This window comes from Streptomyces albus subsp. albus, from assembly GCF_000725885.1.
Lineage (GTDB): Bacteria > Actinomycetota > Actinomycetes > Streptomycetales > Streptomycetaceae > Streptomyces > Streptomyces albus.
In genome coordinates, this window is record NZ_JODR01000023.1 from 101977 (window position 1) to 117755 (window position 15779).

Annotated in this window: 16 protein-coding genes; 9 read left to right on the top strand and 7 right to left on the bottom strand. The window is 73.7% G+C overall.

The features are described 5' to 3' along the window. Positions 1 to 178: 178 nt before the first annotated feature. The 3 genes from IO40_RS0125500 to IO40_RS0125510 all read right to left on the bottom strand — a co-directional run bounded on the left by IO40_RS0125500 (position 179) and on the right by IO40_RS0125510 (position 2224). On the bottom strand, positions 179 to 508 hold the full coding sequence (locus tag IO40_RS0125500) for an SCO4225 family membrane protein (protein WP_016468923.1): 330 nt from the start codon (positions 506 to 508) through the stop codon (positions 179 to 181). Positions 509 to 622: 114 nt separating this feature from the next. Next, positions 623 to 1459 (bottom strand): DUF3097 domain-containing protein, encoded by an 837-nt coding sequence (locus tag IO40_RS0125505; protein ID WP_031176209.1) that lies wholly within the window; start codon positions 1457 to 1459, stop codon positions 623 to 625. A gap of 12 nt (positions 1460 to 1471) precedes the next feature. Further along, the gene (locus IO40_RS0125510; protein ID WP_016468921.1) at positions 1472 to 2224 is read right to left on the bottom strand and encodes an MBL fold metallo-hydrolase; all 753 of its coding nucleotides are present in this window, start codon (positions 2222 to 2224) and stop codon (positions 1472 to 1474) included. 204 nt (positions 2225 to 2428) lie between these two features. Here IO40_RS0125510 and hrcA point away from each other — a divergent pair, with 204 nt between their 5' ends. The 6 genes from hrcA to IO40_RS0125540 all read left to right on the top strand — a co-directional run bounded on the left by hrcA (position 2429) and on the right by IO40_RS0125540 (position 8595). Continuing rightward, entirely contained in the window at positions 2429 to 3445 is a 1017-nt protein-coding gene (gene hrcA / locus IO40_RS0125515; RefSeq protein ID WP_016468920.1) for a heat-inducible transcriptional repressor HrcA, read from the top strand. Next, the gene (gene dnaJ, locus IO40_RS0125520; RefSeq protein ID WP_016468919.1) at positions 3446 to 4576 is read left to right on the top strand and encodes a molecular chaperone DnaJ; all 1131 of its coding nucleotides are present in this window, start codon (positions 3446 to 3448) and stop codon (positions 4574 to 4576) included. It abuts the gene before it with no gap. Between the two features lie 99 nt (positions 4577 to 4675). Next, the gene (locus IO40_RS0125525) at positions 4676 to 5755 is read left to right on the top strand and encodes a nitronate monooxygenase (RefSeq protein ID WP_031025786.1); all 1080 of its coding nucleotides are present in this window, start codon (positions 4676 to 4678) and stop codon (positions 5753 to 5755) included. After that, on the top strand, positions 5752 to 6489 hold the full coding sequence (locus IO40_RS0125530; protein WP_016468917.1) for a 16S rRNA (uracil(1498)-N(3))-methyltransferase: 738 nt from the start codon (positions 5752 to 5754) through the stop codon (positions 6487 to 6489). Before IO40_RS0125525 ends, IO40_RS0125530 begins: the two co-directional genes overlap by 4 nt. Before the next feature lie 789 nt (positions 6490 to 7278). Then, the gene (locus IO40_RS0125535; RefSeq protein WP_016468916.1) at positions 7279 to 7665 is read left to right on the top strand and encodes a histidine triad nucleotide-binding protein; all 387 of its coding nucleotides are present in this window, start codon (positions 7279 to 7281) and stop codon (positions 7663 to 7665) included. Between the two features lie 6 nt (positions 7666 to 7671). After that, entirely contained in the window at positions 7672 to 8595 is a 924-nt protein-coding gene (locus IO40_RS0125540) for a ribonuclease Z (RefSeq protein WP_016468915.1), read from the top strand. Between the two features lie 4 nt (positions 8596 to 8599). Here IO40_RS0125540 and IO40_RS0125545 read toward each other — a convergent pair whose 3' ends face one another. From IO40_RS0125545 to IO40_RS0125560, 4 genes are all read right to left on the bottom strand, one after another. Then, the gene (locus IO40_RS0125545; RefSeq protein ID WP_031176210.1) at positions 8600 to 9577 is read right to left on the bottom strand and encodes a pyridoxal-phosphate dependent enzyme; all 978 of its coding nucleotides are present in this window, start codon (positions 9575 to 9577) and stop codon (positions 8600 to 8602) included. A gap of 86 nt (positions 9578 to 9663) precedes the next feature. Then, positions 9664 to 10632, bottom strand: a complete 969-nt coding sequence (era, locus tag IO40_RS0125550) for a GTPase Era (RefSeq protein ID WP_016468913.1) — start codon at positions 10630 to 10632, stop codon at positions 9664 to 9666. A gap of 56 nt (positions 10633 to 10688) precedes the next feature. After that, a complete protein-coding gene (locus tag IO40_RS0125555) occupies positions 10689 to 11048 on the bottom strand; it encodes a cytidine/deoxycytidylate deaminase family protein (protein ID WP_030408524.1) in 360 nt (119 codons plus the stop codon). A 117-nt stretch (positions 11049 to 11165) separates the two neighbouring features. Beyond that, positions 11166 to 11783: a TetR/AcrR family transcriptional regulator gene (locus tag IO40_RS0125560; RefSeq protein ID WP_031176211.1), complete on the bottom strand. Its 618-nt coding sequence runs from the start codon at positions 11781 to 11783 to the stop codon at positions 11166 to 11168. Positions 11784 to 11866: 83 nt separating this feature from the next. On the opposite strand from IO40_RS0125560, the gene IO40_RS0125565 reads away from it, so the two are divergent. From IO40_RS0125565 to gap, 3 genes are all read left to right on the top strand, one after another. Then, complete coding sequence (locus tag IO40_RS0125565) at positions 11867 to 13474, top strand: FAD-dependent oxidoreductase (RefSeq protein ID WP_031176212.1); 1608 nt, start codon at positions 11867 to 11869, stop codon at positions 13472 to 13474. A gap of 75 nt (positions 13475 to 13549) precedes the next feature. Continuing rightward, on the top strand, positions 13550 to 14506 hold the full coding sequence (locus tag IO40_RS0125570; protein ID WP_031176213.1) for a GlxA family transcriptional regulator: 957 nt from the start codon (positions 13550 to 13552) through the stop codon (positions 14504 to 14506). 170 nt (positions 14507 to 14676) lie between these two features. Further along, the gene (gene gap, locus IO40_RS0125575) at positions 14677 to 15693 is read left to right on the top strand and encodes a type I glyceraldehyde-3-phosphate dehydrogenase (RefSeq protein ID WP_016468908.1); all 1017 of its coding nucleotides are present in this window, start codon (positions 14677 to 14679) and stop codon (positions 15691 to 15693) included. Positions 15694 to 15779 lie beyond the last annotated feature (86 nt).

The following is a 15779-nucleotide window of genomic DNA, read 5'->3' on the forward strand; positions in this document are numbered from 1 at the left end:
CCCCCGTCCCCCGTCCCCCGTTGTCCGGCCACCATGGGCCGGTCCCCCGTACGCGGCCCCATCGGGCCGTCCCCCGTTTTGGCGTCCCGCCGGGTCGCCCCCCGTCGTGCGTCCCGCCGGGCCTTCCCCCGTGCCCGGGGCCGGTGGGCCCCGGGAAGTGCGTGTCCCAGGCCGGCGGTCAGGCCGCCGGGCCGCCCGCGGGGCGCAGCCGGCCGCGTATCGCGTGGTAGACGGCGCCGATCACGGCGGCCTGCACCAGCGCGGCGGCGGCGACCACCACGAAGGCCAGCCAGCTGCTGTCCGGGACCAGCGGCAGCAGCACCGGGGAGAGGGGCGCCGTGGCGAAGAACATCCATACGCCCGCGAGCGAGGCGTCGGGGGAGGTGTTGAGCAGTACGTCGCCGGCTGTGAACAGGACAGTCGCGACAACCACCGCGAGATAGGTGAGTGAGGCCGGGTTGAGCCACAGCGCCCGTGCCGTCATGCCCTGGTGGCGGAAGCCTGCCATTGGAACTCCCTGTGCTAGGTCACACGCGAGGTGGTCGCGTGCCGTGTTCCCCTCCAACGTAGGAACAGCGCAGGTGCCCGCACATGAGTACAGGTACTCAACCGGCTGTGGGTGTCACGACGCGTCCGGTGCCGTCACGAAGTCGATCAGTTCCTCGACGCGGCCCAGCAGCGCGGGCTCCAGGTCCTTGTAGGTGCGTACGCCGCCCAGGATGCGCCGCCAGGCCGCGCCCGTGTTCGGCTCCCAGCCCAGGGCCCGGCACACGCCCAGCTTCCAGTCGGTGCCGCGGGGCACCTGCGGCCACGCGGCGATGCCGACGGAGGCGGGCTTCACCGCTTCCCAGACGTCGATGTAGGGGTGCCCGACCACCAGCACGTGCTCGCCGCTCACCTGCGCGGCGATCCGTGACTCCTTGGAGCCGGGCACCAAGTGGTCCACCAGCACGCCCAGCCGCGCCCCGGGCCCGGGGGCGAAGCGTTCCACGATGGCGGGCAGGTCGTCCACGCCCTCCAGGTACTCGACGACGACGCCCTCGATGCGCAGGTCGTCGCCCCACACCTTCTCCACCAGTTCGGCGTCGTGCCGGCCCTCGACGTAGATGCGGCCCGCCCGTGCCACCCGGGCCCGGGCGCCCGGTACGGCCAGGGAGCCTGAGGCCGTCAGCCGGGGGCCGGAGGCGGCCGGGGCGCCGCCGGCGGGCCGAACCAGCGTCACCGTCCGTCCCTCCAGGAGGAAGCCGCGGGGTGCCATGGGGAAGACGCGGTGCTTGCCGAAGCGGTCCTCCAGGGTGACGGTCGGTCCCTCGGCGGTCTTCTCGCACCGCACCACGGCACCGCAGAACCCCGTGGTGACCTCCTCCACCACGAGGTCCCGTTCGGCGGGCACCTCGGGCACGGCCTGCTTCCGCTTCCACGGAGGGGTCAGGTCCGGGTTGTCGTAACGGCTGCGCATGCGCACATTCTGCTATGCGAACCGGCGGGCCAGCTCGTCCCGTTGTGCCCGGACGAACGCGGCGTCCACGACGGCGCCGTGCCCCGGCACGTACAGCGCCTCCTCGCCGCCGAGGGCCAGCAGCCGGTCCAGCGCCGCGGGCCAGCGTGCGGGGCGGGCGTCCGGCCCGGCCTGCGGTTCGCCGGACTCCTCCACCAGGTCGCCGCAGAAGACGACGTCGGGACAGCCGGGTACCAGTACCGCCAGGTCGTGCTCGGTGTGGGCCGGTCCCAGGTTGGTGACGACGACCTCGCGCCCGCCCAGGTCGAGGGTCAGCCGGCCGCTGACCGTGCGGTGCGGCCGTACCAGGACGTCGGCCGCCTCGGCCGCCTCGCGCTCCGGCAGCCCGTTGGCGACGGCGTCGTCGCGCAGCGTTCGCGCCCCGCGGGCCAGCAGGGCGTCCACCCCGACCGCGCCGTAGACCTGTGCGCCCGCGAAGACGGCGGTGCCGAAGACGTGGTCGAAGTGGGGGTGGGTGAGGACCACCCACGCCACCCGGCGGTCCAGTACCCCGGTCACGCCGGCGCGGACGGCCGCGCCCTCCCGCAGTGAGGCGCCCGTGTCGATCACCAGTGCGCCGTCACCGCCCGCGACGGCGCCCACCGTCGCGTCCCAGCGCGGCAGCCGGCGCCGCACCACTCCGGCGGCGAGCCGTTCCCATTCCGCGTCCTGTGCGCCGGCGGGCTCCCGCCCGGCCGCCGCGGGGCCGTCCCCATGCGCCTGCATACGACGACGCTAACCGCAGCGCAGGAGCGGCGCCCTTCTCCCCGCCGCGCGGTACCGTCGAGGCAGCGATCAGGCGGCCCTTGCCCTGGCCGTGGTGACCGGCCGTACACTGGCTCAGGGACTTGGCACTCCGGCAGGAAGAGTGCCAGCGAAGACCGCCAGGGAACGGGTTCCGGACCAGCGGCCGGACGGGAGGTGTGCGACATGCTCAGCGAGCGCCGGCTGGAAGTGCTCCGCGCCATCGTCCAGGACTACGTCGGCACCGAGGAGCCGGTGGGCTCCAAGGCCCTCACGGAACGGCACAACCTGAAGGTGTCACCGGCCACTGTCCGTAACGACATGGCGGCGCTGGAGGAAGAGGGCTACATCGCGCAGCCCCACACCAGCGCGGGGCGCATCCCCACCGACAAGGGGTACCGCCTCTTCGTCGACAAGCTCGCCGGCGTCAAGCCGCTGTCGCCGCCGGAGCGGCGCGCGATCCAGAACTTCCTCGACGGCGCCGTCGACCTCGACGACGTCGTGGGGCGTACGGTGCGGCTGCTGGCGCAGCTCACCCGGCAGGTCGCCGTCGTGCAGTACCCGTCCCTGACGCGTTCGACGGTGCGGCACGTGGAGCTGCTGGGGCTGGCGCCCGCGCGGCTGATGCTGGTGCTGATCACCGACACCGGACGCGTGGAGCAGCGCATGATCGACTGCCCGGCGCCGATCGGTGAGACGGTGCTGGCGGATCTGCGGGCCCGGCTCAACAGCCGGGTCGTCGGGGAGCGCTTCACCGAAGTGCCCTCGCTGGTGCAGGACCTGCCCGAGTCGTTCGACACCGACGACCGGGGCACGATCCAGGCCGTACTGGCCACCTTGCTGGAGACCCTGGTCGAGGAGACCGAGGAGCGGCTGATGATCGGCGGTACCGCCAATCTCACCCGCTTCGGACACGACTTCCCCCTCACCATCCGGCCGGTGCTGGAGGCGCTGGAGGAGCAGGTCGTCCTCCTCAAACTGCTCGGCGAGGCCAAGGACCCGGGAATGACCGTCCGCATCGGGCACGAGAACCAGCACGAGGGACTGAGTTCCACATCGGTCGTCTCGGTCGGCTACGGTTCGGGCGACGAAGCAGTCGCCAAACTCGGCGTGGTCGGACCGACCCGCATGGACTACCCCGGAACGATGGGAGCTGTACGCGCAGTGGCACGGTACGTCGGACAGATCCTGGCGGAGTCATAAGTGGCGACGGACTACTACGCGGTCCTGGGCGTACAGCGCGACGCCTCGCAGGACGAGATCAAGAAGGCGTTCCGCAGGCTGGCGCGTGAGCTGCACCCGGACGTCAACCCGGACCCGAAGACCCAGGAGCGGTTCAAGGAGATCAACACCGCTTACGAGGTGCTCTCCGACCCGCAGAAGAAGCAGGTCTACGACCTGGGCGGGGACCCGGGCTCCGGCGCGGCCGGTGCCGGCGCCGGCGGATTCGGCGGCTTCGGCAACTTCAGCGACATCATGGACGCCTTCTTCGGCACCGCGGCGCAGCGCGGCCCGCGCTCGCGCACCCGCCGCGGCCAGGACGCCATGATCCGCCTCGACATCGACCTGGAGGAGGCCGCCTTCGGCACCACCAAGGACATCCAGGTCGACACCGCCGTCGTCTGCAACACCTGCAACGGCGAGGGCGCGGCGCCGGGCACCTCGGCGCAGACCTGTGACATGTGCCGGGGCCGCGGTGAGGTCTCCCAGGTCACCCGCTCCTTCCTGGGCCAGGTCATGACGTCCCGGCCCTGCCCCCAGTGCCAGGGCTTCGGCACCGTGGTGCCCACCCCCTGCCCCGAGTGCGCCGGCGACGGCCGGGTGCGCTCGCGGCGCAGCCTCACGGTGAAGATCCCCGCGGGCGTGGACAACGGCACCCGCATCCAGCTCGCCGGGGAGGGCGAGGTGGGCCCGGGCGGCGGCCCGGCGGGCGACCTGTACGTGGAGATCCACGAGAACTCGCACCCGGTCTTCCAGCGCCGCGGGGACGATCTGCACTGCACGGTCACCATCCCCATGACGGCGGCGGCGCTCGGCACGAAGGTGCCGCTGGAGACGCTGGACGGCATGGAAGAGGTGGACATCCGCCCCGGAACCCAGTCCGGGCAGTCCATCCCGCTGCACGAGCGCGGCGTCACGCATCTGCGCGGGGGCGGTCGCGGCCAGCTGATCGTCCACGTCGAGGTGACCACCCCCACCAAGCTGGAGCCGGAGCAGGAGGAACTTCTCCGCCGGCTGGCCAAGCTGCGCGGCGAGGAGCGGCCGACCGGCCAGTTCCAGCCCGGTCAGCAGGGCCTGTTCTCCCGCTTGAAGGACGCTTTCAACGGCCGCTGACGGCCGCCCTCGTCGGGCCGGCCGGCCCGACGGAGGTGCGGGTCCGCCCGTTCGGGAACGCCCCGGAGGGGCGGCGGCGGTGCGTGACAGGATGAGGGCATGCCCACCCCGCCGTCCGCGTTCCGCGAGCTGACCGATCCGATCCCGCATCCCGTCGTCCAGGCACCGATGGCGGGCGGAGCCTCGTGCCCCGAACTGGCGGCGGCCGTCGGCGAGGCCGGCGGCCTGGGCTTCCTCGCCGCCGGGTACAAGACGCCGCAGGCCATGGCGGAGGAGATCGGACGGCTGCGCCGGCTCACGGACCGGCCCTTCGGCGTCAACCTCTTCCTGCCGCAGCCCGCCACGGCCGACGCCGCGGCGGTGGACGCCTACCGCGCACACCTGGCGGGTGAGGCGGCCAGGTACGGGGTGGAGCCGGGCGGCACGGAGGGGCCGGGCGACGACGCGTGGGAGGAGAAGCTGGCGATCCTGCTGGCCGACCCCGTGCCGCTGGTCTCCTTCACCTTCGGCTGCCCCTCCCGCCAGGTGCTGGAGCGGTTCGCGGCGGCGGGCACCCGCACGATGGTGACGGCCACGTCGGTCGCCGAGGCACAAGCCGCGCAGGAGGCGGGCGCCGACGCCGTGTGCCTCCAGGGCATCGAGGCGGGCGGCCACCAGGGCACCCACCAAGACGATCCGTCGGCCGGCACGCGCGGCGGCACCGGCCTGCTGACGCTCCTGGCCCAGGTGAGGGAGGCGGTGCGGCTGCCGATCGTGGCGTCGGGCGGACTGATGCGCGGCGGACAGATCGCCGCGGTGCTGGCGGCCGGCGCGACCGCCGCCCAACTGGGCACCGCCTTCCTGGTCACCCCCGAGTCCGGCGCCCATCCGCTGCACAAGCGGGCCATGACCGATCCGGCCTTCGACCGTACGGAGCTGACCCGGGCGTTCTCCGGGCGCCCGGCCCGCGGGCTGGTCAACCGGTTCATCCGTGAGCACGGCCCGTACGCACCCGCCGCCTACCCCCAGGTGCACCGGCTGACGGCGGGGCTGCGCAAGGCGGCGGCAGGGGCCGGTGACCCGCAGGCGATGGCGCTGTGGGCGGGGCAGGGCCACCGACTGGCCCGGGAACTGGCGGCAGGAGACCTGGTGGAGGTACTCGTGGCCGAGCTCGATGCGGCACGGGAGGCGTTGGCATGACGGCCCCGGTCTTTCTCGCCGACCCCGCGCTGCTGCGCGAGGGCACCGTGGTGCTGGACGGCCCCGAGGGGCGGCACGCGGTCTCGGTGCGCCGGCTGCGCCCCGGGGAGGAGGTCGTGCTCACCGACGGCGCCGGCACCGGCGCTCTCGGCACGGTCACCGCCGCCGAGGGCAAGGACCGGCTGGAGGTCGCCGTACGGGAGGTCCGCGCGGAAGCCGAGCCGCGGCCCCGGCTCACGGTCGTCCAGGCCCTGCCCAAGGGGGACCGGGGAGAGCTGGCCGTCGAGATGATGACGGAGACGGGCGTGGACGTCGTCGTCCCGTGGGCGGCGGCGCGGGCCGTGACGCGCTGGAAGGCCGAGCGCGGCGCCAAGTCGCTGGCCAAATGGCGGGCCACGGCGAAGGAGGCGGGCAAGCAGGCGCGGCGGCTGCGGTTCCCCGAGGTGACCGAACCTGCCACCTCGCAGCAGGTCGCCGAGCTGCTGCGGGGCGCCGATTTCGCCGCGGTGCTGCACGAGGAGGGCAGCACCCCGCTGGCGACGGCGCCGCTGCCCGACGAGGGCGGCATCGTGCTGGTGGTCGGCCCCGAGGGCGGGGTGTCCCCGGAGGAGCTGGCGATGTTCGCCGAGGCGGGGGCGGCGCCGTTCCGGCTGGGACCGAGCGTGCTGCGGACCTCCACGGCGGGCACGGCAGCCGCCGCGCTGATCCTTTCCCGCTCCCCACGCTGGCGGTGAGCGGGGAGCACCGGCGGAACAGCCCGGCCAGTGCTCCCGCGCACGCCCCGTACGGCAACGCTGTGCCACCCCGGTGCTCCGGGCGGGCAGCGGTATCCCCTCGCGTGCTCCCCCGCACCCGCGGGGGGCCTGCCTTCGGACTTGCCGCGAGTCCGCGCCGTGACGCGCGCTCCCCACGCCGCCGGGCCGGTTTGCGGGCGCGGCCTTTCGGCCCCCAGCCGTAGGTGGTGGGGCAGCGGCCGTACGCGGTGCGGCCGGTCTTCGCGCTCCGTCGGCGGGTGGGCGGGGCTGAGTGGACGGGGTGTCGGCGGGCCGTCCGGTGTCGTCGGCTGTCGGCTGTGGAGCGGCCGGTGGGCGGCCGTGGTGACGGTTCGTCGGGCCGGCCTGCGGGCGCGTGTCTTGCCGCGGCCTCGACGGTGGGTGGTGGTGCGGCCGTGTGCGGTACGGCCGGTTTCCGCGCTCTGTCGGTGAGCGGGCGGGCTCCAACCGCCCTAGGTGTCGGTGGGCGTCCGGTGTCGTCGGCTGTGGAGCGGGCCGGTGGAAGGCCGTGGTGACGGTTCGTCGGGCCGGCCTGCGGGCGCGTCTCTTGCCGCCGCCTCGACGGTGGGCGGCGGGGCGGCGGCCGTGCGCGGTGCGGCCGGTTCTCGCGCTCTGCCGGTGGGGCGGGCGCCACCGTCCGAAGCGTCGGCGGAGTGCCCGAAGTCGTCGCTGCGGGGCCGCCCGGGATCCGGGCTGGTGACGGCCCGTCGGGGCGTCCGGGCGCGGAGGGGGCTCGGGTACCATCCGGGCATGGCTTCCAACGGAGAACCGCAGCAGGACTGCCTGTTCTGCAAGATCGTCGCGGGTGAGGTGCCCGCGACGCTGGTGCGGGAGACCGACACGACCGTCGCGTTCCGCGACATCAACCCGCAGGCCCCCACGCACGTGCTGGTGATCCCGAAGGCACACTACCCGGATGCGGCCTCCCTGGCCGCCGCCGCGCCCGAGGTGGCCGCCGACGTGCTGCGCGAGGCCGGGGAGGTCGCGGCGCTGGAGAAGATCACCCCCGCCGACGGCGAGGGCCCCGGTGTCGGTTACCGCGTGGTCTTCAACACCGGCGCGGGCGCCGGGCAGACGGTGTTCCACGCGCACGCGCACGTCCTGGGCGGTCGCGGGCTCGAATGGCCCCCCGGGTGACGTAAGTTGTCGCTGCGCGAACTGGTCGTGCTGGGCACCGCGAGCCAGGTGCCCACGCGGCAGCGTAACCACAACGGGTACGTCCTGCTGTGGGACGGCGAAGGCATCCTGTTCGACCCCGGCGAGGGTACGCAGCGGCAGATGCTGCACACGTCCGTCGCCGCGCACGACCTCACCCGCATCTGTCTGACGCACTTCCACGGTGACCACACGCTGGGCCTGCCCGGCGTGATCCAGCACATGAGCCTCGACGGGGTGCCGCACGAGGTGACGGCCCATTTCCCGGCGAGCGGACGCGCCTACTTCGAGCGGCTGCGCCATGCGACACCGTTCCACGACACGGTGGCGCTGCGGGAGGCGCCGATCACCGCGCCCGGCGTGATCGCGGGCGGCGGGTCCGGGGCTGAGCTGCCGTTCACCCTGGAGGCCCGGCGGCTCAGCCACCGTATCGAGGCGTTCGGCTACCGGCTGACGGAGCCGGACGCGCGGCGGATGCTGCCGGACCGGCTCGCGGCGCACGGCATCGGCGGCCCCGACGTGGGCCGCCTCCAGCGGGACGGGGAACTGCGCGGGGTGCGGCTGGCGGACGTCAGCGAGCCGCGAGTGGGGCAGCGGTTCGCGTTCGTGATGGACACCCGGCTGTGCGACGGGGTCTACGAGCTGGCCGATGGCTGCGACATGCTGGTCATCGAGTCGACGTTCCTGCACGCGGACGCGGAACTGGCCGAGGTCGCCGGTCACCTGACGGCCTATCAGGCGGGCCGGGTCGCCGCCGAGTCGGGGGTGCGGCACCTGGTGCTGACGCACTTCTCCCAGCGTTACCAGGACACGGAACTCTTCGCGGCGGAGGCACGGGAAGCCGGTTTCGAGGGCGAACTGACCGCAGCGCGGGACCTGATGCGCATCCCCGTGCCCAAGCGCCGCCGCTGACCCGTCACCCGCCCATCACCTCCATGAACCGCTCCAGGCCGATGTTGCCGCCGGAGATGATGACGCCCACCCGCGCGGGCGGCGGGTCGACGCGGTCGGCCAGCAGGGCGGCCAGGCCGGCCGCGCCCCCGGGCTCCACCAGCATCTTGAGCCGTTCCAGGGCGAACCGCATCGCGGTGCGCAGCTCGTCGTCGCCGACCACCAGCACGCCGTCCAGCAGCCGCTGGTTGATCGCGAAGGTCACCGCGCCCGGGGTGGTGGCGGTCAGGGCGTCGGCGATGGTGCGCGGCACCTCGACGCCGACCCGCTCGCCCGCCGCCAGGGAGCGCGCCGTGTCGTCGCCGGCCTCCGGCTCGACGCCGAGGACCCGCATGCCCGGATGGAGGCTCTTGGCCACCGTGGCGCAGCCGGCGGCCAGCCCGCCGCCGCCCACGGGGACGAGCAGCGCGTCCAGCTCGCCGGTCTCCTCCAGCAGTTCGAGGGCGGCCGTGCCCTGGCCCGCGATGGTGCGCGGATGGTCGTACGGCGGGATGAGCGTCAGCCCCCGCTCGGCGGCGATCTTCTCGCCGATGGCCTCGCGGTTCTCCGTGTAGCGGTCGTAGGTGACGATCTCGGCGCCGTACCCGGCCGTCGCGTCCAGCTTGGCGGTGGGGGCGTCCGCGGGCATGACGATGACCGCGCTGGTGCCGAACTCGCGGGCGGCCAGCGCCACCGCCTGCGCATGGTTGCCGGACGAGCAGGCCACCACGCCGCGCTGCCGCTGCTCGGGCGTCAGCTGCACCAGCCAGTTGTAGGCGCCGCGGAACTTGAAGGCGCCGATCCGCTGGAGGTTCTCGCACTTGAGGTGGACCTCGGCCCCGACCAGCCGGTCGAGGGTACGGGAGCGCACGACGGGTGTGCGGTGCACGGCGCCCTCGATCCGGGCGGCGGCGGCACGGACGTCGTCGAGCGTGAGCGAAGGGGTGGTCGTCTCGTCGGTCACCCTGTGACCGTATCCCAGCGGTCCGACAGCGGGCGACCGGCCGATGCCGGGGCGGGACCGGTGCGGGCCCGCCCCGCCGGCGCCGCTCAGAAGCCCAGGCGGCGCAGCTGCTTGGGGTCGCGCTGCCAGTCCTTGGCGACCTTCACGTGCAGGTCGAGGTAGACGGGTGTGCCCAGCAGCGCCTCGATGTGACGGCGCGAGGTGCTGCCGACCTCCTTGAGCCGCTTGCCCTTGGGGCCGATGACGATGCCCTTCTGGCTGGGCCGCTCCAGATAGATGTTGGCGTGCACGTCCAGCAGGGGCCGGTCGGCGGGACGGCCCTCGCGGGGCACCATCTCCTCGACGACGACCGCGATCGAGTGCGGCAGCTCGTCCCGTACGCCCTCCAGCGCCGCCTCGCGGATCAGCTCGGCGACCATCACCTGCTCCGGCTCGTCCGTCAGGTCGCCGTCCGGGTACAGCGGCGGCCCCTCGGGCAGCAGCGGCACCAGCAGGTCGGCCAGCAGTTCCACCTGGGTGCCCTCGGTGCCGGAGACCGGGACGATCTCCGCCCACTCGATGCCCAGCTCCTTGCCGAGCTGGTCGACGGCGACCAGTTGCCGGGCCAGGGCGTCGCCGCTGACCAGGTCGGTCTTGGTGACGACGGCGACCTTCGGGGTGCGCTTGCGCAGTTCGGCCAACTCGCCGGCGATGAACCGGTCACCGGGGCCGATCTTCTGGTCGGCGGGGACGCAGAAGCCGATGACGTCCACCTCGGCCCATGTGGTGCGCACGACGTCGTTGAGCCGTTCGCCCAGCAGCGTGCGGGGCTTGTGCAGACCCGGGGTGTCCACCAGCACCAGCTGTGCGTCGGGGCGGTGGACGATGCCGCGCACCGTGTGCCGGGTGGTCTGCGGGCGGGTCGAGGTGATCGCGACCTTCGTGCCCACCAGCGCGTTGGTCAGCGTGGACTTGCCCGCGTTCGGGCGGCCGACGAAGCAGGCGAACCCCGAACGGTAGGGGGTCTCGCCCGCGGGGCGGCCTTCGGTGTCGCTGGCGGCGGAGGAAGCGTTCATGACGCCCATTGTCCCCGATGCGGCGGCACGCCCCGGCCGCGTCCCCGCATGCGGTCTCAGCCCGCCGTCACCGTCTCGCGGACGGTGCCGTCCGGGCCCGCGAGCAGCACCGGGGTCGCCGGGCCGCCCAGGTCCCGTACGGTCGCCAGGTCCTCGGCCGGCACCTGCCCGGCCTCGGAGACGACGGCCGCGGCCTCCAGGGACGTGGCGCCCGAGGCGACCGCCATGGCGACGGCCGTACGCAGCGCGGACAGCTGGAGCGAGGGCAGCGCGACCGAGCCGGCCACGTAGGTGCGTCCGGTCTCGTCCCGTACCGCCGCGCCCTCCGGGACGGCGTTGCGGGCGCGGGCGCTGCGCGCCAGCGTGACGATCTTGCGGTCTTCGGGATCGAGTCCGTCGGTGCTCCGGTCAGTCATGACGGTGAGCATATGCGGCCCCGGTCACCTGCGGCAGCGGGGGCCGCCGGCGCCCCGCACGCGCCCGAGTCCCTCGCCCGCGAGGCGCACCCGCGCGAGGGCGTACGGAACACCCTCTCACCGGGAGCGCGGGGACAGGCCGGCGCTCAGCAGTGTGAAGGCGCGCTCCAGCCGGTCCTGGTGCGCCGCACTGATCTCGTCGAGGTCGCCGCCGGCCAGCCGTGCCCGTGCTGTTTCCACGGCGACCGTCCGGTAGGCGGCGACGAGCAGGGCGGCGCTCAGCGCGCTGTCGCCGTGGAAGCGGGCGTCGGCCTCCAGTTCGGCGGCCAGTGCGCTCTCGATCTCGTACTCGAAGTCGCGGAGCCGTGACAGCAGCGCGGGTGAGGCCCGCACGGTCCGCAAGAACGCGTCGGCGCCGGGGGCGAGCCCCGACAGCGCGTGCCGTTCGGCGGCGAGTGCGAGCGCCTGCCGGCGGAACGCCTCGACGGGATCGATGTCGTCCGGGCGCTCACGCACCACGGTGCGGACGAGCTCGACGGCGCCGGGGAGGCGGTCGAACAGCAGGTCCTCTTTGCGGTCGAAATGGGCGAAGACTGTCACCTTGGACACGCTGGCGGCTGCGGCGACCTCGCTGATGGTCACCTCCTCGAACCCTCGCTCCAGGAACAGCTCCGTCGCGACTTCGGCGATGCGGGCCCTTGTCCGCGCTCCGCCGCGGTCCCCTCGTTTCGGCATGCGGCAAAAGTACCTTAACCGAGTTAGCCTTACCGGGTAAGTTAACTGAGTAAGTTAATCGAGTCAGGTGCCAGGGAGTCGGTATGCGACACACAGATGTACTCGTCGTCGGGGCGGGGCCCACCGGACTTTTTCTCGCCGCCGAGCTGGCGCTCCGGGGAGTGCGGGCGAGGGTCGTGGAGCGGCTGGAGGAGCCCGATCCGACGATCAAGGCCGGTTCGGTCAACGTCGCCAGCGCCGCGATACTCGACCGCCGCGGTCTGCTGCCCGCCGCCGAGAGCGTGCAGCGCCGCCTGCTGGCGTCCGCGAAGACCTTCGCCCGGGAGAGTGCGGACAACGGGGGCGACGAGGACGGCCGGCTGGACGGGCTGGAGCGGGCCTTCCGCCGCTTCCCGGTCGTCGGGCACTTCGCGGGCATGCTGTTCCGCGACGACCTCGTCGACCAGGACGACCCGCTGCTGGCCGCGCACACGGCGGTGGCGAACGGCGTCCTGGTGCCCCAGCGCGACCTCGAAGCCCTGCTGGCGGAGCACTGCGCCCGGCTCGGCGTCGAGATCCGCCGCGGCATCGAGGTGCGCGGGGTGCGCTCCGCGGGCGCGGACCTGACGGATGACGCCGATGTCGTGGTGGAGACCAGCGAGGGCGACATGACGGCCGGATGGGTCGTCGCCGCCGACGGCGGGCGCAGCGTGCTCCGCAAACAGCTCGGCATCGCATTCGACGGCACCGAGCCGCAGATGGTGGGTTACCAGGCCATCGCCGACTTCGAGGACGCGAGCGGACTGCGGCCCGGATGGACCTGGACGCCCCGCGGTGTTCACTCCTACGGGCCGGTTCCCGGGCGCATCCTCGTCGCCCGGTTCGGGCCGCAGCCGGCCGACCGCGACGCGCCGGTCACGCTGGAGGAGTTGCAGAGCGCCGTACGGGAGGTCACCGGCACACAGGTGACCCTCACGGGTCTGCGGGGCCGCGCCACCCGCTGGTCGGACAACGCACGGCAGGCGCGCACGTACCGGCACGGCCGGGTACTTCTCGCGGGCGACGCCGCGCACGTCCACGCACCGTTCAGCGGACAGGGCCTGAACCTCGGCCTCGGCGACGCGGTCAACCTCGGCTGGAAGCTCGCCGCCACGATCCAGGGCTGGGCCCCGGACGGGCTGCTCGGCACCTACGAGAGCGAACGCCGGCCCGTCGCGGCCTGGGTCCTGGACTGGACGCGGGCGCAGGTCGCCCTCCTGCGCGGGGACGAGCACACCGCGCGGCTGCGCGCCGTCGTCCGCGACGAACTGTTCACCGTGCCGGGGGCGATGAACCGCGTGGTGGCGCTGACCTCCGGGATCATGCAGCGCTACGACGTCTGCGAGTCCGCCGAGGAGGCCGCGGCCCCGGTCGGATCGCTCGCCGGGAACGTCGAGCTGACCTTCGGCGGCCGGCTCGCCGACCACGCGCACGACGGCCGCTTCGTCCTCGTCGACCGGTCACCCGACAGCCGCTTCGCCGCAGCGGTGCGCCCGTTGGAGCACCGGATCGCCTACGTGGCCGATCCCGCTGCCGCCCCGTCGTCGCCGAGCCTGCTCGTACGCCCGGACGGTGTCGTCGTCTGGGCCGCGACGCAGGAGGGCGCACCCTCCGACGCAGGCGCCCGGACGCGGCTGGAGGCGGCGCTGCGCCGCTGGGCCGGGGCCCGATGAACGCACCCGCCGGCACCCGGCCGCCGGGAGCGGGCCGGTGAACCGTGCCCGCCGCCTGCTCGTACGCTGAGCCGCATGACCTCCTCCCGCCTGCGACGCGTCGCCGTTCTGGTGCTGGAGGGCGCGAAACCGCTGGACGTCGGCATTCCGGCGCAGGTGTTCACCACGCGCGCGAGCATGCCCTACGAGGTGCGGGTCTGCGGTGCCGCGCCCGGCCTGGTGACCGGCGGCGACGGCCTGTCGTACCACGTGGCGGACGGACTCGGCGCGCTCGAGTGGGCCGACATCGTCTTCGTCCCCGGCTACCGGTTCCCCGACCGCGAGGACCCGCCGCCCATCGTCGTCGAGGCGCTGGTGGCCGCCCACGAACGGGGTGCCCGGCTCGCCGCGATCTCCACGGGTGCCTTCGCGCTCGCCGCCACCGGACTGCTCGACGGCAGACGCGCCACGACGCACTGGCACTACACGCGGGCCCTGGCGGCGAAGCACCCGCGCGTCCGGGTCGACGAGAACGTCCTGTTCGTCGACGAGGGCAGCGTCCTGACCTCGGCCGGTGCCGCCTCCGGTCTCGATCTGTGTCTGCACATCCTGCGCGGTGACCTCGGGGTGGCCGCCTCGAACCACGCGGCCCGCCGTCTGGTGGCGGCCCCGTACCGCAGTGGCGGCCAGGCCCAGTACGTGCCGCGCAGCGTGCCCGAGCCGCTGGGCGAGCGCTTCGCCGCCACCCGCGAGTGGGCGCTGCACCGGCTGGGCGAGCCGCTGACCCTGGCGGTGCTCGCCCGCCACGCGCGGGTCTCCCCGCGGACCTTCTCGCGGCGCTTCGCGGAGCACACCGGGTACACGCCGATGCAGTGGGTGCTGCGCGCCCGTGTCGATATGGCCCGCGAGCTGCTGGAGCGCTCGCAGCGGAGTGTGGAGCAGATCGCCGCCGACGTCGGGCTGGGCACCGGCGCCAATCTGCGGTTCCACTTCCGGCACCTCCTCGGCGTGACACCGGGCGAGTACCGGCGCACCTTCACCCGGGGCGCATAGCCGCACGCGGGCAGCGCGCGGGGCGGCGGGGCGCGGCCTGCCGTGCGGGTGCGGCCCTGGCACGATACTTACGGACCATGGCGATCGTGCCACTGTCCCGGGCCCGAGCCGGCGCGCGAACGTGGGGGTGGTCCCCCGAGGGGGACCGAGGAACGAAGGGACAGCTCACCATGACGCGTATCGCCATCAACGGATTCGGCCGCATCGGGCGCAATGTGCTGCGCGCCCTGCTGGAGAGGGACAGCGACCTGGAGATCGTCGCCGTCAACGACCTCGCCGAGCCGGCCACCTTGGCCAGGCTGCTGGCCTTCGACACGACGGCGGGCCGCCTCGGCCGTCCGGTGACGGTGGACGGCGACACCCTCGTCGTCGACGGACGGCGCATCAAGGTGCTCGCCGAGCGGGAGCCGGCGCGGCTGCCGTGGGCCGGGCTCGGCGTGGACCTCGTGCTGGAGGCGACCGGGCGCTTCACCTCCGCCGAGGCCGCCCGCGCCCACCTCGACGCGGGCGCGCGGAAGGTCCTCGTCGGCGCACCGTCCGACGGCGCCGACGTCACCCTGGCCTACGGCGTCAACACCGACGCCTACGACCCGGCCGCGCACACCGTCGTCTCGAATGCCTCCTGCACGACCAACGCGCTCGCGCCGCTGGCCGCGGTCCTGCACGAACTCGCCGATATCGAGCACGGGTTCATGACCACGGTGCACGCCTACACGCAGGAGCAGAACCTCCAGGACGGCCCCCACCGCGACGCCCGCCGCGCCCGCGCCGCCGCCGTCAACATCGTGCCGACGACGACGGGCGCCGCCAAGGCGATCGGCCTCGTCCTGCCCGCTCTGGACGGCCGGCTGTCGGGCGACTCGATCCGGGTGCCGGTGCCGGTGGGCTCGCTGGTGGAGCTCAACACCACCGTCTCCCGAGAGGTGACGGCCGAGCAGGTGCGCGCGGCCTACCGCGCCGCGGCGGCCGGGCCGCTCGCCGGGATCCTGGAGTACTCGGAGGACCCGCTGGTCTCCTCGGACATCACCGGCAACCCGGCCTCCGCGGTCTTCGACGCACCGCTCACCCGCGTGGACGGGCGCCATGTGAAGGTGGTCGCCTGGTACGACAACGAGTGGGGCTTCTCCAACCGCGTGATCGACACGCTGGAACTCCTCGCCACCCGCGGCGCCCCCGACGCTTCCTAATGCTGTTGTCAAGCGGCCGTAGTCACTGGAGGCATGACTTGATAGCGCCGTCGGTCACGGATCAGGGCCCACAGGACGTTGACGCG